An 18,584-nucleotide genomic window follows, 5' to 3' on the forward strand; every position below is an offset into this window, starting at 1 on the left:
TTTTCTCCAACTATAAAGCAAGTTAACTGCTTGAAGTCATCTTTAGAACTTTAACCAATTCGGTGTTTGAGAATTCAACCAATTCGTGATCTGAGACAGCTTATCCGTATACAATAATACCGCAATCACGATCATAACTGCGCCGCCAACTTTCATCACAACAGTCGAATAACGAAGGATCCAGCGTGTCGATCCAATGAAAAAGGATAGAATGAAAAATGGAATTGCAAAACCTAGCGTATATGCTGTTATAAGACTAAACCAAGAGCCTGGTTCAGCAGTAGATAACAGTAAGATGGAAGATAAAATCGGCCCCACACATGGGGACCATCCCGCTGCAAAGCCCATCCCAATGAGTAAGGAGCCCAGATATCCAGCAGGCTTAAGCTTAACCGAAAATTTACGTTCTTTCATTAACCATTGGGGTTGGAAAATACCTAATAAAAATAATCCCATTAGAAAAATAAGCAAAGCTGCAATTTGTCGAAGTAACGAGCTGTTTGATACAAAAAAGTCCGAAACAAATCCCGCTGTCCAGCCCAAGCTGTAGAATATGATTGAGAACCCTACAATAAAACTTAGTGTATGCAGCATCGTTGTGCGCTGTGCTTGCTTAGAGGAGTTGCCCGATTTCAACTCATTTACGGATATCCCCGTTATGTACGATAAAAATGAGGGATATAAAGGCAGGCAGCAAGGAGAAATAAAAGAAGCAAAGCCTGCCCATAAAGCAATCCCAATATTAAGTGATGACAACGTTATCCTCTCCCTGTACCATTCAAAACTTTAAACTTTTCTTGACTGATAGAATCAAGATTAATATGAAAAGCAAACTCATAACAATCGAAGCACCAGGAGCAGAGTCCCATACCCCAGCTATGAATAATCCGAGAATAACAGCGATCTCGGAAACAACCACGGAAATAATAACGGATTGTTTAAAGCTGCGAGCAATCATTAATGAGCAGGCAACTGGAATTGTCAGCAGTGCGGAGACAAGCAACGCCCCTACAATTTTAATCGCTACAACAATCACAAGTGAAGTTAGGATCGTAATCATGATGTTATACATTCGAACTGGCAACCCACTAACACTCGCTGCTTCTTCATCAAAAATCATGAGGAAAAACTCTTTGAAGTGTGTAAAAATAACAGCCAATACAAGCAAACACACAATAAAAACAACCCATAAATCGGTACGATCTAACGTATACACATTACCGAAGAAATAACTATTTACATCCATATTGAAGCCGCGACCTAGTGTGAATAGGAAAGTAGCAAGGGCTACCCCACCGGACATAATGATCGCAATCGATAACTCCGCATAGGTCTTATACGCTTTACGTAAATGCTCAATCGCAAACGACGCAACAATCGCAAATACCAAGCCTACAGCTAACGGATACACGTTGATCAAGAATCCTAACGCGACCCCGGCAATAGAGACGTGCGCAAGTGTATCCCCAATCATGGACAGCCTACGCAAAACAAGAAAAACGCCCATGAGCGGGGCGGTAATTCCAATGAGAATACCGCCGATCAGCGCACGCTGAAAAAACGGTTCTGAAAAAATATCGAACATTTCCATATAAAAGCTTCTCTCTCCTATCTGACTTCAATCATATCAGTAGTTTGTGTCGAATGGAGAAAATTCGTTTCTCCACAATCCTCAGGATCATGTGTATGCTTCACATGAAACTTAAGTCCTCCTGATTGATGCATCGGTTCTGTACCAAGAAAAGAATCCACCATATCGATATCATGCGATACCATAATAAAAGTCATATGATGATGTTCATGCATATGTCGAATCATTCGGAAGAAATCTTCTTGCGTTTGTGCATCAATACCAACTGTAGGCTCGTCCAAAATAAGCAATTCGGGATTGTTCACAAGCGCTCTAGCTAGAAACACTCGCTGCTGCTGACCGCCCGAGAGTTCGCCAATCTTACGATCGCCTAGATCGGTAATCCGCATAACTTCCATCGCATCCATGCATTTTTGATAATCGGCTTGGCTTATTCTGCGATACAATCGCTTACGCCCATATAAGCCAGACGTCACTACTTCACGAACAGTCGCAGGAAATAAAGGATTGAGCGAATTTTTTTGTGGAACATAGCCAATCCGATCCCAGTCTTTGAACGTATTTAAGGGTTCATCAAACAATCGAATCTGACCCTGTTTCACTTTAAGAAGCCCAACTAGCATTTTGAGTAAAGTCGTCTTTCCAGCACCATTGGAGCCAATCAATCCAACGAAGTCTCTCTCCAATACATTAAAGCTAAGATTATCAATTACTTTCTTGTTGTCATATGAAAAAGAAACCCCGTCGATCGATACAATCGAACGATGACATCCAGCTTGAAACCTGCTCGACATCACGCACCTCCTATATTTGCCTATACCTCTATTGTAAAGCTTTCAGCAGATTATTCAAATTTATTTCCATCACTGAGAAATAATCCATACCTGCTTTTATTTGTTCATCCGTTAACCCTTCTAAAGGGTTTAACACCAACGTTTGAATACCTGCGTCTTTCGCTAATGTTGTCGCTAATTTATCTGAAATGAGTTCCTCAAAGAAAATATAAGACACATTATTGTCACGAATAAACTTGTTAATATCCTTCATCTGCTGTGCAGTCGGTTCTGCTTCTGCTGATAAACCCATAATCGATTTCTGTGTCAAACCGTAGTCACGGCATAAGTAGCCAAATGCTTGATGAGAAACGACGATATCTTTACGTGATGTCTTCGCGATTTCTGTCTTGAACTTCATATCTAGATCATCAAATTGCTTCATGATTTTCGCATAATTAGCTTCATAATCAGATTGATGAGCAGCATCTACTGCGATTAACTCATTCTTAATATTCTCTGCCATTTTCTTGGCGTTCATTGGAGATAGCCAAGCATGCGGATCCCATTGCCCATGGGCATGATCTGCATGTTCATCTGCATGCTCATCCTCATGATTATCTGTAGTAATCAGAGATACACCTTCACTTGCCATAAGCGGTTTTACTTTTGAATCTTTGCTTAACGATTTCAAAAACTCATCTACCCAGCCTTCAAAACCTGCGCCTTGATAAATAAATAAGTCGGAATCCGTTACATTCTTAATATCACGACTTTTCGGTGTCCAGTGATGCGGCTCTACACCTGCAGGTACCAGGTTGATGACATTCACATGGTCGCCCCCGATTTTTTTAGTAAAGTCGTATAAAGGATAAAAAGAAGTTACCACATTAATCTTATCAGCGGAAAGCTTCGCTTTATTGGATGTGCTGCATCCTGTCGTGAGGATGAGTACCAGTATTATGATCCAAGTAAAATTAAAAAAAGTTCGTTTCATTTGTTATTCCTTTCCTAGCGGATTTATTTGTTAATCGTAATGATTTCTATTTGATTATAAAAGGGGAGGTGTGGGCTGTCAATACTAATCGTAAGTATTACAATTAACAAACAAATCCTTTTTAAAGACGGTGAGTGATCAAAACCCTTCCTTTTGAGGAAACACAAAGAGCGAATCTATCTCTAGATTCGCTCGTCTGGTTCATTAATATTCAACTATAATCGTGAACACACTTAAATTAAACCGAACTCGCGGCCAACTTTTATGATGCGCTCAAGGGCGAATGCAAGGTCCTCATCGGTGTGGCTTGCAGTTACGATTAGTCTAACTCTGCCTTTATCAAGAGCTACGGTTGGGAATACGATGCCCTGTGCGAAGATGCCTTCTTGTAATAAGCGATCAGAGAAGCGCATCGTTGTTGCAGGATCACCGACGATAATTGGAATAATCGGTGTTTCACTTGCCCCTGTATCAAAGCCTGCATCTTGTAAGGCTTTACGGAAATAATTCGCATGACTCCACAATTTTTCGATGAGTTCATCACTGCTTTTTAGCATATGTACAGCTTCTAAACAGGCCGCAGCGACTGCTGGTGTCTGTGATGTAGAAAATAAGAATGGGCGTGCTTTATGGATAAGGAAATCTTTGAGCAATTGAGAACAAGCTACATAGCCTCCCACAACACCAATGGCTTTAGAAAGTGTTCCAACTTGGATGTGCACACGTCCATGCAGGTTAAAGTGGTCTGTCGAGCCTTTTCCATGCTTACCAAGTACTCCACTTGCATGGGCATCATCGACATAAACGATCGCGTCATATGCTTCTGCAAGCTCAACAATAGCCGGTAGTGGTGCGATGTCACCATCCATACTGAATACTCCATCAGTAACAACGACACGCTTTGTATAATGACTAGATTCTTTCAAGATTGCTTCCAATTGAGCCATATCTTTATGTGCATAGATCCGACGATCTGCCTTCGTTAAGCGAATCCCATCAATTATACTTGCATGATTCAATTCATCACTGATTACGACATCACCTTCATTCAAGATAGAAGAAAGCACCCCAGAGTTGGTTGTAAAGCCTGATTGAAATGCAAGTACTGCTTCTGTCCCTTTAAAAAGAGCAAGCTCGCGTTCAAGTTGATCATGTATCGCTAATGTTCCTGTAATCGTTCTCACAGAACCACTGCCTACTCCGTATTGTTCGATCGCGTCAATTGCTGCCTTTTTTAAATTCGGATGCCCAGCCAGCCCCAAATAGTTGTTAGATGACATCTGCAGCACTTTTCGACCGTTAAGTTCCATCCATGTACTAGAACCACTATCCCATACGGTTAAATTCCGATATCTGCCCTGTTCTTTTAACGCTTCCAATTCCGCTGCTAAATAATCAAAGCTTGCCATGCTATTTCCTCCTTCAAACTTCTAATGTTCAAATATAATTTTACCGCATTCACCCGACGCCATAAGCGCGAACGCTTCCTCATATTGCTCTAATTTAAAACGATGTGTGATAAGTGGTTTTAAATCAATTCGTTTCTGATCGATGAGTCCCTTCATTTGGTACCATGTATCGTACATTCTGCGGCCCGTAATACCTTCCACATGCAATCCTTTAAAAATAAGATGACGAGATAAATCCAGCGAAACTTCTTGCGTCGGAATCCCTAACATCGACACACGCCCTGCATTGGCAGCTGCTTCAAAACTATCACGGATCGCAGTAGGATGACCAGACATTTCAAGCAGCACTTCAACACCCTCGCCGTTTGTGTAGTCACGGATCGTATCGACCATCGACACTTCTCTGCTATTAATGATCACATCTGCACCCATTTGGTCTGCCAACTGGAGTCGATACGGATTAATATCCACTGCAATAACGAGCCCTGCGCCACATGCTTTTGCAACTGCTACTGCCATTAACCCAATTGGACCTGTACCTACGACTGCAACTGATTTACCCACAATATCACCTGAGAGTACGGTCTGTATCGCATTACCCATGGGGTCCTGCAAGCAAGCTAACTCAAACGTTAAATCTTTTCGATTCTGAATGACATTACTTTCTTGGAGGACTGCATACTCGGCAAAACATCCAGGAACGGTTATCCCAAAGCTTTTCGTATGCGGACAGACATGCGCATTGCCTGTTCGACATGCCTTACAATTACCGCAAACAATATGACCTTCTCCAGATACGTGGTCACCCACCTTTACCGTCTTCACTTGACTGCCAATCTCTTCTACAATACCAGCAAACTCATGCCCAAATACATTCGGAGTGACAACTGTACTTTCTGCCCATGCATCCCATTTATATATATGTAAGTCTGTACCGCAGATTGAAGTCGCTTTCACACGAACTAAAACTTCATTCGGCTTGCAAGTTGGGATAGGTACTTGTTTTAAAGTAGCTCCTGGCCCACGTTCATCCTTCACTAAACCCATCATCATCCGAGTCATCGCAGTTCCCCCTACAAACTTTCTTTTATACAATATATTATACATATGTATGTTATGATGTACATAGGTATTTGTAATATTCAAAAAAATAGTTTGTAACGTATACTATCTGGTAAAATATTTGAAAATGTTCATTTTAGATAAAAAACGGAGGATATGATGGATTCAGAACAAATACACAAAAAAATTGGTCGAAACCTACTCGCAGTTCGTAAATCAAGATCACTGAGCCTTGATCAAGTCGCTGAGCTTACTGGCGTTAGTAAAGCCATGTTGGGGCAAATTGAACGTGGTGATTCTAATCCCACAATCTCGGTACTGTGGAAAATCGTGAATGGACTTCATATTTCTTTTACCTCATTAATTGAAAATGAAGAGCCTACCGTATCGGTCGTACATATCGAAGAGCTAACCCCATTTGCCGAAGAAGATGGCGATTACCGCGCGTATCCCGTGTTTCCTTTTAACCAACAAAAGAAGTTTGAGATTTACAAAGTAGAGATTGATGCTTATTGCAAGCACGATTCTGAGGCACATAATGAAGGTGTGGAAGAGTATCTCCTGCTTGTCAAAGGCAAGCTGAAACTCACAATTGATCAAGAGTCTTACATCATCAATGAGGGCAGCGCCATACATTTCTCCGCCGATCGACCACATACTTACGAGAATCTGGCGGATGAGACAACATCATTTCACACGACAATTTTTTATAGTTCTTAAATAAAACGTGGACAAAAAGTCTGACTCTTGCGTTAGACTTTTTGTCCACGCTCTTTTAACCATTTCGTATATTACATACATGCAATTCATGTTACAGCTCGTTTACAAATCTTTACGTTTTCCGTATATCCATTGACTTGTAAGCGCTAACATTTTAACATAGGGATACATTTCTAGATTAGAATCGAGGTGGAATCCTTATGTCAACTACATCCATATCTCCATACACTTTACCACAAGCCATTCCAGGTCGAATCCAATCTGAGATTCCACATCCTCTTCCACGTAAAAGAAAAACATTACGTAACGTGCTGCTTACTATTGCTATTCTTATCCTAAGTGTAGTCCTGGTGTTTCATGCTTATGTCGCATGGTTCCTTGCTAGGCCTGCTATCATGCCATTGCAATCCAATCCGATGCTTAAGCTTGGTCTTCCTTATGAAGATATTTCTTTTGCAAGTTCGAATGGCACCACCCATATGAACGGTTGGCTCATTCCAGCAGCAAATTCAAAAAAAAGCATCGTATTTTCTCATGGGTACGGTGAAAATCGGGAAGCACCTTGGATTCCCATGTACACACTTGCCAATGAACTACATAAACGCGGCTATCAAGTCCTTATGTTTGATTACAGTTATGCTGTAGCCGGCAGTTCCCATCTCATGACTGGGGGGGTGCAAGAATCCAAAGAACTTGCAGGAGCGATCCAATTCCTCAAGCAGCGCGGGATGGAGCAAGTCTATGTATGGGGATTCTCGATGGGCGCTGGCACTGCACTGCAAACTGCATTAGATGAACCTAACATTGATGGTATGATACTAGATAGTACGTTTCTACTGAACTCAGATACCTTATCTCGGAATATGAAACGACTTGCGAAATTACCGAAATATCCATCCGTTCCCTTAATTCAGATGTTCTCATCGCTCATCGATGGCATTCATTTACGTGATATCCCCTATAAGCAAGTGATGTCCAAAACATACAACATGCCGATTTACTTCATCCATGGCGATCATGATCAACTTGCGCCTTATGAAGTTGTTGAGCAGCTTGCCGAGCATCAAAGTTCTCCACTTTCTCAAAAGTGGATTGTAGCTGGTGGCGAACATGAGATGATTCATCAAACCCAATCAAAAGCCTATTTAAAACGAACATTTGGCTTCTTAGACAAAGTTTCACTTGAACATTCCAAACAAGCAGGGACTGTGCACAAACCCATTTAATAAATCCAGTTATGCAAAAGGGCTGCCCCTTCCGTAGATCATTTACGGATGGAGCAGCCCTTATTTGGCTTTATCTCATGAAAAATGTTACTTTACAATCGCGCCGTTCGGCATCGCATCTGGAACAGTTGCTAATGTAAGCTGATCGCCTTCGGATGCAGCAAGGATCATACCTTGCGACATTTCACCGCGCAGCTTCACTGGCTTCAAGTTCGTCACGCAAATGACTTTACGTCCTGTAAGCTGTTCCGGTGTGTAATGCTTCGCAATGCCGGAAACCACTTGACGCTGCTCGAAACCAAGGTCAAGCTGCAGCTTCAAGAGCTTATCCGCGCCCTTAACAGGCTCAGCTGACAACACTTGTGCCACACGCAGCTCCACCTTCATGAAATCGTCAATGCCGATTTCATCCTTCAATGGCTGCGAAGGAGCACTGCTAGCTGTCGCTGTACTGCTAGCTGTCGCGTTAGCGTTAGCTTCAGCTTCTACAGGTGCTACCCCGCCAGTCATCGCACCTGCGATATATGCCACTTCTGCGGGAATATCTAGGCGTGGGAACATTGGATCTGCCTTACGGACAACTGTTCCCGCAGGTAATGCACCGAATGCATGAACGCTATCCCATGCCGTCAACTCCGCTTGACCATCGATACCAAGTGATTCCCACATGCGCTGTGGTGTACGCGTCATGAACGGTTGTAACAGAACGGAAGAAATACGTTGGCACTCTGCCAGTACGTACATCACAGACCCCAGCTTTTCCTTCTGAGATTCATCCTTCGCAAGTACCCATGGTTGTGTTTCATCGATGTATTTATTCGTACGACCGATGAATGTCCATACCGCAGATAAGGCCACGGAGAATTCCATTTTCTCCATCGCTTCTTCATATTTTGCAACCGTCTCACCTGCAAGGGCAATTAGGCTAGCATCAAACTCAGTTGCACCTTCGATGAACGGCTGAATTTTGCCTTCAAAATATTTATCGATCATGACGATCGTACGGTTGAGCAAGTTACCCAAATCATTCGCTAAGTCGTGATTCACACGCTCTACAAAGTTTTCTGGTGTAAATGTACCATCAGCACCGAATGGTACTTCACGCAGCAAGTAGTAACGAAGTGCATCCAAACCATAGCGATCAATTAACGTTACTGGATCGACTACATTACCTTTGGACTTGGACATCTTGCCGTCTTTCATGAGCAACCAACCATGTGCAAATACTTGCTTCGGAAGTGGAAGATCAAGCGCCATCAACATAATTGGCCAATAAATCGTATGGAAACGAACAATTTCCTTACTCATCAAGTGAACATTAGCTGGCCAGAACTGACGGAATTTCTCGTCATTGTCTGTTCCGTAGCCAAGAGCAGTGATGTAATTCGACAATGCATCGATCCATACATAAATAACCGCTTTTGCATCACCAGGGACTTTCACACCCCAATCGAATGTGCTGCGAGATACAGCCAAATCTTCCAGACCCGGCTTGATGAAGTTGTTAATCATCTCATTCTTACGGGATTCAGGCTGGATAAAGCTCGGATTCTCTTCATAATACTGAAGCAGGCGATCCGCATATTTGCTCATTTTGAAGAAATAACACTCTTCTTCCACGATTTCAACTGGTCCACCACAATCCGGGCATTTACCTTCTACAAGCTTCGCTTCTGTAAAGAAGGACTCACAAGATGTACAGTACCAATCTTTATACGTGCCTAAGTAAATATCACCTTGATCCATGAAACGCTTGAAAATTTTCTGCACAACAGCTTTATGACGCTCGTCCGTCGTACGAATGAAATCGTCATACGAAATATCTAGCTTGGACCACAATTCCTTGATTCCTGCAACAATTTCATCAACAAACTGCTGTGGCGTTACGCCTTTCTCCTGTGCCTTGCGCTCAATCTTTTGTCCGTGCTCATCTGTACCTGTTAGATACATGACGTCATAGCCACGAAGCCGCTTATATCTAGCCATCGCATCACCTGCTACAGTTGTATACGCATGTCCAATATGCAGCTTCGCGCTTGGGTAATAAATCGGTGTGGTAATGTAGAACGTTTTGTTACTTGATGTCATGTTAAGACCCTCCTTGAATAAATGAATATCATTAAAACACAAAAAGCCCCCGCCCATATTGGGACGAGAGCTGTTACTCACGTGTTACCACCCAGTTTCCCCTACCTCTTGCGAGAGTAAGGCTCAGTAAGTCCTACGACTTTTCCAATAACGCTGGAAGGCGATACCCCCTTACTACCCTGCACCATAAATGGCACGTTCGCTCGAAGGTATGTTCTCCGGGACCATTTTCCAAGCATCTTCCTACGCTGGCTTTCAGCAACCACCAGCTCTCTGTAATAGGCGTCCACAAGTACTTATCCGTTCATTGAACATGATATATCCATATACTCAAAAATATAACGAAATCGCGGTGTGATTGTCAAGTCAGCAGAAGAGCCACACGTTCTTCCTCCGTAAATGGACGTGAACGTGTCAGAAACCGAACACCCTCAGGGCTTTCTAACGAAAATCCAGCTCCACGACCTGGGACCACATCTATGATGAGCTGCGTATGCCGCCACAATTCATATTGCGCTGCCCCAATATAGAAAGGCGTAGTAGCAATATGACCCAAGTATACATCTTGATCGCCGACACGAAATTCTCCTGCAGCAAAGCACATCGGTGCACTGCCATCACAGCACCCGCCCGATTGATGGAACATAAGCGCCCCGTGCTGCGCCTTTAACTTCAAAATGAGCGCAATAGCTGCATCTGTTGCGATGACTTTCGATATTGGATCCATAGTCACACCTTCACTTAGAAGAAACCTAACGCATTCGGACTATAACTCACGAGTAGATTCTTCGTCTGTTGATAATGGTCAAGCATCATCTTGTGATTCTCCCGTCCGATACCCGAATGTTTGTAGCCACCGAATGCTGCATGGGCTGGATAGTCATGATAGCAGTTCACCCACACACGACCCACTTCAATACCACGACCCAATCGGTATGCGGTATTCATATCACGTGTCCACACACCCGCTCCAAGTCCATACAGCGTATCATTTGCAATCGATAGCGCCTCGTCATAATCCTGGAACGATGTCACAGATACGACAGGACCGAAGATTTCTTCTTGGAAAATACGCATTCTATTGTTTCCAGTGAAGATAGTCGGTGTAATGTAGTATCCTTCCGCTAAATCACCCGAAAGCACATTCCGCTCACCACCGGTTAGCAGTTCAGCACCTTCTTGCTTACCTAATTGGATGTAAGACAAAATTTTCTCCATCTGATCCATGGAAGCTTGTGCACCAATCATAGTGTCTGTATCCAGCGGATTACCTTGCTTTACCTGCCGTGTCCGTTTTACAGCTTCATCCATGAAATCGGTATAAAAGCTTTGCTGAATGAGCGCACGGGATGGACATGTACACACTTCCCCCTGATTTAGAGCAAACATCGTAAAACCTTCCAGCGCCTTATCTGCAAACGCATCATTTTTCGCAAACACATCTTCAAAGAAGATATTCGGCGATTTACCACCAAGCTCAAGCGTAACGGGAATAATATTATCTGATGCGTATTGCATGATGAGTCTACCTGTTGTTGTCTCTCCTGTGAATGCGACTTTCGCAACACGATTACTCGAAGCAAGCGGCTTACCTGCCTCAACACCGAAACCGTTCACAATATTCACGACACCAGGAGGGATTAAGTCCCCAATCAGTTCAGCCCATACTAAGATACTGGCAGGTGTTTGCTCTGCTGGTTTTAGTACGACACAGTTACCAGCAGCGAGTGCAGGTGCAAGCTTCCATGTCGCCATAAGCAGTGGGAAATTCCATGGAATGATCTGACCAACGACACCAAGAGGCTCATGAAAGTGGTAGGCAACCGTATTCGGATTAAGTTCACCAATTGATCCTTCTTGCGCCCGAATTACCCCAGCAAAATAACGGAAGTGATCAATTGCAAGTGGCAGATCGGCAGCAAGTGATTCCCGAATTGGCTTACCATTATCCCACGTCTCAGCAACCGCAAGCATCTCTAAATTAGCTTCCATCCGGTCAGCAATTTTATTAAGTATAATGGAGCGTTCAGTAGGTGTTGATCTCCCCCACGCGGCTTTAGCGGCATGCGCTGCATCAAGCGCTTTTTCAATATCCTCAGCTGTTGAACGAGGAATATCGCAAAAATGTTTCCCTGTAACAGGTGAGGGATTCGAGAAATAAGCTTCTTTTACAGGAGCTACCCATTCTCCACCAATATAGTTGTGGTAACGATTACGAAAAGTAACTTTACTTCCTGGAAAACCTGGTTGAGCATAGATCAAACGAATCATCTCCTTTGGATTGGGGGTAGATTCATAGATGTACAAACTATCATCATTGCATTATATTCTCTTCCATACCACGTTATGTTCCGAGTCATACTCATTTACTCCTATTTAATTATTCGTTGCATTCCGCTCATTCTCAAACGGAAGGAACCTGTGGTAGATTAAGGTTACGAATAGGAATAATAGGAGCGGAGGATCTCATGATAATAAACAAACAAGAATTTTATGTGAATGGGCTCAATTATACGGTTAGATCTGCAATCGATAGAGATGCGAAAGCATTGTCTGAATTGCGATTACAGATTGATGGAGAGACGGAGAATTTGGATAGAGAAAAAGGGGAAGCATTCATCGATGCTCCAGGAATGGAAGAGATCATAGAAACGGATACTATGGCTTCAAGGAACTTATTTTTAGTTGCAGTCGTTCATGATCGGATCGTCGGATTTTCAAGATGCGAAGGCATTTATTTAAATCGTTTCTCTCATAAAGTAGAATTTGGAGTTTGCATATTAAAAGAGTATTGGGGACATGGGATTGGAAAAAATCTTTTAAAAGAATCTATCTCTTGGGCTGACACAAATGGCATTAGAAAAATGACATTAAATGTTTTAGAAACAAACGATAAGGCCATTATATTGTATAAGAAGCTTGGCTTTGAAATCGAAGGAATATTAAAAAATGACAAAATGCTTGCTGACGATAAATACTACAACACTATTCTGATGGGAAGATTTAATGAATGATACTCAGCAAATAAAAAATCCCACACTCGAACACTTACGAGCATGAGACGGTTAATTCTGATCTTCTGATTGTGGGTTCACTTTCTGCTTCCTCTTCTTATTAGGTGGTACGTGGTCTATTCCACCAGGGTGAAAAGGATGACACTTACATATACGAACAATCGTTAGCAAGCTTCCTTTCCACGCCCCATGCTCTTCTAGCGCTTGCAGTGCGTACTCCGAGCATGTTGGGTAGAAGCGACAGGTTGGCGGCTTTAAAGGGGAAATAAATTTTCGATAGAAATGTACCGGCCCTTGCAGTACCTTTTTCATGACTGACAATCCTTACAATAACCGTACACCTCAAATTTATGTTTCACCACACTGAAATCTTCTGGAATACCAGATGCACCTTCCATCGGACAATAGACGAAAGGAATGGTACGAGCACAATGTAAACAAATCAAGTGATGATGGTGATCATGCTCCTGACAGTGTGCACGAAATTTAATACCATCCTCAAATACAAACTGTTCAAGTACATTCATATCATTCATAATCCGAAGATTGCGATAAACAGTATCAAAGCTTAGCCCTGAGTACTTTTGAGCCATATGTTCATAAACATCTTTCGGAGTTAAATAGTTTTCTGATCCTGCAAACAAATCAGCAAGCGTTCGCCTTTGCTCTGTAATCCGCAACCCTTGCTGGGACATCATCGAAATAATCTGTTCTGTTGTCACTGGCAAGTACCTCCATGAAATCGTTCTCTTCTAATCATGCAAAAAAAATAGGTGCGAGTCAACTTATTGTATGCCAAGAGTATATAGGAATCGTGTAATTTTCGCTTTTCATTGACAAGCCCGTTATAATAAAGATATAGAGTTTTCAACTCGAAAGGAGCATGTTGTAAAATGAAAATTGTAGAAGTATTCCATGATACGATTTGTCCTTGGTGCCGAATCGGTATTAAAAATTTGAACGATGCCATTGAGCAACTAGGTGAACCCGTAGAAATTCGCTTACATGCTTTTTTCTTAGATCCACTTACACCACCTGAGGGTACACCTTTTAGACCGTTGATGATTGAGAAAATGGGCAGCGAGGAAAATTTCCTAGCGGCACTTGATCATGTAACTCGTGCTGGCGAAATGTCTGGCCTTACCTTTAATTTTGACAAGGTGACATTAACACCCAATACACTGATGTCTCACCAAATGATTACACTCGCTCCGCCACATATGAAAGTTCAAGTGACTGAAGCGATTGACGCTGCTTATTTTGCAGACGGTAAAGATATCGGAAACCGCGAAGTGCTTCTTGATATTGGGGAGCAAGCGGGTCTTGATCGTGAGTATATTTCCGAGTTCATCGGACCTGACGTTCGTCTTAAGGAAATTGATCTTGATATTCAAAAAACTTTTGAGATTGGCATCACACAAGCGCCTTTCTTCGTCATTGATAATAAATATGCGGTTAGCGGCGCACAACCTGTTGAAGCTTTTCTACAAGCCCTTCGCATGAAATAAATGCATACAAATAAGCAAACACCTCCATATTAACTCTAATGGAGGTGTTTCTTTTATGATTAGTCCTATTCGAATGAAACCGTTACTCGCAAGTCTGATACTCGTCTTAATGAGCACTGGATGGAGCACAAGCTCTTTAGCTGCTGCATCCCAAACCACACCGAAGTCTGTAGCCATTATTATTGATGATTTTGGCAACAACATGAAGGGCACACCAGAGATAATTGCGCTCCCCCACTCCTTAACGGTTGCAGTAATGCCCTTCCTACCTACAACAAAGCAAGATGCAGAATCTGCGCATTTAGCCGGTAAGGAAGTTATTCTCCATATGCCTATGGAGGCAAAAAGTGGCAAGAGCAGCTGGCTCGGACCTGGAGCAATTACTTCGAATTTGTCAGATGAAGAGATCCGCAAACGAATTGTTCTCGCGATCGAAGCTGTGCCTCATGCTGTAGGAATTAACAATCACATGGGTTCGAAAATTACGGGTGATGCCAGAATCATGCGTCTTATTATGGAAGAATGCAAGAAACGCAATTTATTTTTTGTGGATAGCCATACGAATTATAGGAGCATTGCTTGCCAAACAGCCAAGGAAGTCGGCGTAAGATGCATCGAAAATCAAATCTTTCTTGATGACATACATACAACAGGTCATGTCATGAAACAGATCAGTGAGATTACGAAGCGACTACAAACCAGCGATACATGTGTCGCTATTGGACATGTTGGTGTAGGCGGTAATACTACTGCCATTGTATTAAAAACAAAACTGCCGGAAATATCCCAACAGATCCGTCTTGTAAAAATATCTGAATTGATAGCCCCACTACCCGAAGAACGTCCTCAAGAACAACCAAGTCCATAACACCTAACACCAAACGTTGTACTAACCAGCAACAGTTGCACTGCCTTCTGCTACTTTACGTGCTGCGTTTGGTTCATTTTGTCTCACATCAAGCTTATATTTCTTCGATTGGTATGTCGTGAATAGTCCCACCACAATCGTAAGCGACATCACAATGTACATATACCATGATGTACCAAACAAATCCAAACATGCCCCTGTGGCAAGTAGTGATACTTGCATCAGCACTCGATCCACCATTTCTTTAAAAGAAAAGAACCGTCCTTGCATCTGATTTGGAATTTGACGTTGAAACACTGTCGTGACCATTGGGAAAAAGAAAGCAATGGCCGAGCCGAAGATAGCAAAACCAGTCAATACGCTTATTGCCGAACCTGCAAATGTCATGAAAAACTGCGAGATAGCAAAAACAAACAAAAGTAAAGAAGAAACCCACACTAAATTTGTCTTCCCAATCACACGTTTAACCAAAAATCCTGCGATAAGAATACTGACCCCTTCAACGGTATAAACAAGTCCCATGATTGCATCGGATTGTTGGACTTTACTAAATGATAAAATAAGTAAGTTAAAGCCTCCGAAGAAAATATTAAGCATCCCCGCTGCAACTAATCCTACAAGTACGGCCCGCTCCGCTTTAATGAGCGTGAACACCTCGGAGAAGCGCATTTTTTCTTTTTGCGATGATGTCTTTACAACCGGATCTTCCGAATGTTTCGGAATCCGAATCAAACAATTCATTCCAAAAAGAACCACATAGACGATGAACGAACTCACATAAATCGTCATCAAATCAAGCTGTGCTACCATCACCCCAGCAATCGCTGTTCCTGCAATTCGTGAAATCGTCGTTACATTCATATGAATCGTATTTGCAGATAACAATTGATCTTTTTCGATAAGCAAAGGGATTGTCGTACGGACAGATGGAAAATACGCTGCGCTTGAAATTTGCATCAATACGAGTGCCGCAATCATCCACGGGATGGAATCATACATTAGTGCTGGAAACATAAATAGCGGAGAAGAGCAGCGAACGACATTGGCTGTTAATAAGACCGTCTTTTTATTCGTACTGTCAATCCATTTTCCAATTAAAGGTAAAAATATGACCGAAGCAAGCAATCCAGTCATTAAAATTAAAGATTTCAAAAAATCAGATGATAACAGATGCTTCATGAATTGCAAGTTCCCAATGATACTCAGCCATAAGCCCACTCCACCGACTAACTCCCCAACCATGAGTAGTAAAAATGATTTATTGCGTAAGATCATGCTCCCCCCATCCTTTCTATCTCTCACACAAATCCATTTCTGGATTATAACCCAAAAAACAAAAAAAGGGCAGACATGTATGTCCGCCCTAACTCGTCATCGATGGTGTCTGATCAGCAATAAACGTTCGAATATCGTTACATTGGAGATAAGATGAAATCTGTCCATCGAATGGCGCATCACTAATACAACCATATAGTGAGGTTAGCGGTGCGATTGAGAAAAGAGAAGCTTTCCCGACTTTCGTATGATCAAGTACTGCAATCGTCTGAAGTGCCCGATTCATCAACATACGTGCTGTCTGTGCTTCTAGCTCTGAGTATGTGCTTATGCCCTGCTGAATATTGAATCCATCGATTCCTAGAAACATTTTGCCGATATTAATATGTTCAATGGTTTTCTCCGCAAGAGGACCACATAATTCAAAGTTCTTTGCGCGCATGACACCGCCAATCACAACAACTTGGATACCTTCACTATCTGCAAGCTCCATGGCGATATTAACCGCGTTCGTGACCACAGTGATTCCCTGGCGACCCTTCAACTGCTTCGCAATTAAATACGTGGTCGTTCCGCCAGAAAGGCAGATACTATCTCCCTCTTGAATCATCTCGTTCGCTTTACGGGCAATGGCTTCTTTCTCCAACCATAACTGCTGCTTCTTCTCCGAAAAGGCAACCTCACGAACAGAAGACATTCCCTCGTACAAAGCTCCGCCAATCGTCCGAATCAGCTCTCCCTTACGGTCCAGCATATCCAAATCTCGGCGCGCTGTTGCTTCCGAAACATCGAATCGTTCAATGATATCTGCAATTGTAATTTTTCCCTGCTGCTTCAGCAGGTTCATCATTAGATTACGTCTGATTTCCCCTTTAGAGGAAGGAGTATCGTTCATTTAAGTCACTCCATATGGATTAAATTTGCACAACTTGTGTTAGGTTGCGCGGTTCATCTGGGTTCACGCCGAGTCCCATTGCTGTATAGTAACCAAGATATTGAACAGCTGGCAAGTAAAGCACGCTACGAGCTTCGTCGCTTACCTCAGCAAGACCAAGTTCAATTACAAGATCAGCAAATGCTGTATCATCGCCAGCTTCAGCTGTGAGCAAGATGATTTCAGCACCATAGTCTTTCATTTCTTGCGCAACTTTTAATTCATAAGCACGAGCTGCTTGTGATACAAACAAGCAAACAATCGAGCCTGGCTCAACAATGGACTTCGGACCGTGACGGAATTCCATCGTACCATAAGCTTCTGTCCAAACATAGGACATTTCTTTTAATTTCAAACAAGCTTCTAACGCAAGACCACCATAAGCTCCCATACCGAGGTAAACAAACTTATTAAACGTTTTTCCTTCCATATATGGTTTCACAAGGGCATCCGCTTGATGAACTACTTCTACATCTTTATTTAAGACGGCTTCCATTTGCGCTGCCCACTGCTCTTGGTCAGAAATTCTAGCAATCGCTGCTTGCATGAGAAACGTCATAGAAGATAAAGATTTCGTCATGACTGTACTCTTCTCTTTACCAAGCGGGGATATCAAGCAATCCGATATTTGTGCCATCGTGCTGTCTTCATAACAAGTAATGCCACAAACATCCCAATTTAATAAGTTTTCAACTGACTTAAGGGCGAGAATCACTTCTGTTGACTCTCCAGAGCGGGATACTCCAACAAGGAGAATTTTACGATTTGCTGCAACGGATTGATCACGGAACAAGAAAATTTCAGACGATGGATGTGCGGATGCCACTCGACCGGTCCATTTGCGGAAAGTTGCCGCCATCGTTAGTGCCTGATAATAGGAAGAACCCGAACCAATAAACACCACTTCTTCGTAAGATTTATTTCCAATATATTTATTCAGCCAATCTGCTTGCACATCTAGTTGTTTCAACGCTGCTGTTAGTGCTTCTGCTTGTGAACTGATTTCTGGATAAGTGAGTTGACCTCTCATTGACATCATCATCATTCCCCCATATAATCGAGATAATGATAGTATAAATCATTTTTATGATCGTTTCAATCAAATTAATGATTAAAGGA

General features: G+C 42.4%; 19 protein-coding genes and 1 other annotated feature. Of the genes, 5 read left to right on the forward strand and 14 right to left on the reverse strand.

Features of this window, described 5'->3' with window-relative positions; translation table 11 throughout:
* Nucleotides 1-42 precede the first annotated feature (42 nt).
* From ACSBOP_RS14480 to tdh, 6 genes are all read right to left on the reverse strand, one after another.
* A complete protein-coding gene (locus ACSBOP_RS14480) occupies nt 43-756 on the reverse strand; it encodes a cytochrome c biogenesis CcdA family protein (RefSeq protein WP_442601239.1) in 714 nt (237 codons plus the stop codon).
* 22 nt (nt 757-778) lie between these two features.
* Nucleotides 779-1,585, reverse strand: a complete 807-nt coding sequence (locus ACSBOP_RS14485; protein ID WP_442604482.1) for a metal ABC transporter permease — start codon at nt 1,583-1,585, stop codon at nt 779-781.
* Between the two features lie 23 nt (nt 1,586-1,608).
* Nucleotides 1,609-2,385 (reverse strand): metal ABC transporter ATP-binding protein, encoded by a 777-nt coding sequence (locus ACSBOP_RS14490; RefSeq protein WP_442601240.1) that lies wholly within the window; start codon nt 2,383-2,385, stop codon nt 1,609-1,611.
* Nucleotides 2,386-2,413: 28 nt separating this feature from the next.
* A complete protein-coding gene (locus ACSBOP_RS14495) occupies nt 2,414-3,361 on the reverse strand; it encodes a metal ABC transporter substrate-binding protein (RefSeq protein WP_442601241.1) in 948 nt (315 codons plus the stop codon).
* A 233-nt stretch (nt 3,362-3,594) separates the two neighbouring features.
* Nucleotides 3,595-4,770, reverse strand: a complete 1,176-nt coding sequence (locus ACSBOP_RS14500; RefSeq protein ID WP_442601242.1) for a glycine C-acetyltransferase — start codon at nt 4,768-4,770, stop codon at nt 3,595-3,597.
* Between the two features lie 21 nt (nt 4,771-4,791).
* On the reverse strand, nt 4,792-5,832 hold the full coding sequence (tdh, locus tag ACSBOP_RS14505) for an L-threonine 3-dehydrogenase (RefSeq protein ID WP_442601243.1): 1,041 nt from the start codon (nt 5,830-5,832) through the stop codon (nt 4,792-4,794).
* A 159-nt stretch (nt 5,833-5,991) separates the two neighbouring features.
* Between tdh and ACSBOP_RS14510 the strand changes: the two genes are divergently transcribed.
* Nucleotides 5,992-6,552, forward strand: a complete 561-nt coding sequence (locus ACSBOP_RS14510; protein WP_442601244.1) for a helix-turn-helix domain-containing protein — start codon at nt 5,992-5,994, stop codon at nt 6,550-6,552.
* A gap of 200 nt (nt 6,553-6,752) precedes the next feature.
* Complete coding sequence (locus tag ACSBOP_RS14515; protein ID WP_442601245.1) at nt 6,753-7,778, forward strand: alpha/beta hydrolase; 1,026 nt, start codon at nt 6,753-6,755, stop codon at nt 7,776-7,778.
* Between the two features lie 87 nt (nt 7,779-7,865).
* Here ACSBOP_RS14515 and metG read toward each other — a convergent pair whose 3' ends face one another.
* The 3 genes from metG to adh all read right to left on the reverse strand — a co-directional run bounded on the left by metG (nt 7,866) and on the right by adh (nt 12,128).
* On the reverse strand, nt 7,866-9,866 hold the full coding sequence (gene metG, locus ACSBOP_RS14520; RefSeq protein ID WP_442601246.1) for a methionine--tRNA ligase: 2,001 nt from the start codon (nt 9,864-9,866) through the stop codon (nt 7,866-7,868).
* A 56-nt stretch (nt 9,867-9,922) separates the two neighbouring features.
* Nucleotides 9,923-10,183: a binding site (T-box leader), on the reverse strand.
* Between the two features lie 44 nt (nt 10,184-10,227).
* Nucleotides 10,228-10,593 carry a DUF779 domain-containing protein gene (locus ACSBOP_RS14525; protein WP_442601247.1) on the reverse strand — a complete coding sequence of 122 codons (366 nt, stop codon included), beginning with the start codon at nt 10,591-10,593 and terminating at the stop codon, nt 10,228-10,230.
* 14 nt (nt 10,594-10,607) lie between these two features.
* A complete protein-coding gene (gene adh, locus ACSBOP_RS14530) occupies nt 10,608-12,128 on the reverse strand; it encodes an aldehyde dehydrogenase (protein WP_442601248.1) in 1,521 nt (506 codons plus the stop codon).
* A 206-nt stretch (nt 12,129-12,334) separates the two neighbouring features.
* On the opposite strand from adh, the gene ACSBOP_RS14535 reads away from it, so the two are divergent.
* Nucleotides 12,335-12,880 carry a GNAT family N-acetyltransferase gene (locus ACSBOP_RS14535; RefSeq protein WP_442601249.1) on the forward strand — a complete coding sequence of 182 codons (546 nt, stop codon included), beginning with the start codon at nt 12,335-12,337 and terminating at the stop codon, nt 12,878-12,880.
* A 51-nt stretch (nt 12,881-12,931) separates the two neighbouring features.
* Here the strand turns inward: ACSBOP_RS14535 and yidD are convergent, their stop codons facing one another.
* Together yidD and ACSBOP_RS14545 are read right to left on the reverse strand one after the other, a co-directional pair.
* The gene (yidD, locus tag ACSBOP_RS14540; RefSeq protein WP_442601250.1) at nt 12,932-13,192 is read right to left on the reverse strand and encodes a membrane protein insertion efficiency factor YidD; all 261 of its coding nucleotides are present in this window, start codon (nt 13,190-13,192) and stop codon (nt 12,932-12,934) included.
* The gene (locus ACSBOP_RS14545; protein WP_442601251.1) at nt 13,189-13,602 is read right to left on the reverse strand and encodes a Fur family transcriptional regulator; all 414 of its coding nucleotides are present in this window, start codon (nt 13,600-13,602) and stop codon (nt 13,189-13,191) included. The genes yidD and ACSBOP_RS14545 overlap by 4 nt, the downstream gene beginning before the upstream one ends.
* Nucleotides 13,603-13,773: 171 nt before the next feature.
* On the opposite strand from ACSBOP_RS14545, the gene ACSBOP_RS14550 reads away from it, so the two are divergent.
* Together ACSBOP_RS14550 and ACSBOP_RS14555 are read left to right on the forward strand one after the other, a co-directional pair.
* A complete protein-coding gene (locus tag ACSBOP_RS14550; RefSeq protein WP_442601252.1) occupies nt 13,774-14,388 on the forward strand; it encodes a DsbA family oxidoreductase in 615 nt (204 codons plus the stop codon).
* Nucleotides 14,389-14,443: 55 nt separating this feature from the next.
* Nucleotides 14,444-15,256 (forward strand): divergent polysaccharide deacetylase family protein, encoded by an 813-nt coding sequence (locus tag ACSBOP_RS14555; RefSeq protein WP_442601253.1) that lies wholly within the window; start codon nt 14,444-14,446, stop codon nt 15,254-15,256.
* Between the two features lie 21 nt (nt 15,257-15,277).
* Here ACSBOP_RS14555 and ACSBOP_RS14560 read toward each other — a convergent pair whose 3' ends face one another.
* The 3 genes from ACSBOP_RS14560 to ACSBOP_RS14570 form a co-directional block, all read right to left on the reverse strand.
* Nucleotides 15,278-16,531 (reverse strand): MFS transporter, encoded by a 1,254-nt coding sequence (locus ACSBOP_RS14560; RefSeq protein ID WP_442601254.1) that lies wholly within the window; start codon nt 16,529-16,531, stop codon nt 15,278-15,280.
* 88 nt (nt 16,532-16,619) lie between these two features.
* Nucleotides 16,620-17,426, reverse strand: coding sequence for a DeoR/GlpR family DNA-binding transcription regulator (locus ACSBOP_RS14565; RefSeq protein WP_442601255.1), 807 nt, complete (start codon nt 17,424-17,426; stop codon nt 16,620-16,622).
* Between the two features lie 19 nt (nt 17,427-17,445).
* A complete protein-coding gene (locus ACSBOP_RS14570; RefSeq protein ID WP_442604483.1) occupies nt 17,446-18,501 on the reverse strand; it encodes an SIS domain-containing protein in 1,056 nt (351 codons plus the stop codon).
* Between the last annotated feature and the right edge of the window lie 83 nt (nt 18,502-18,584).

Origin of the sequence: Paenibacillus sp. KN14-4R (genome assembly GCF_052180255.1) — a bacterium.
Taxonomy (GTDB): Bacteria; Bacillota; Bacilli; order Paenibacillales; family NBRC-103111; genus Paenibacillus_AM.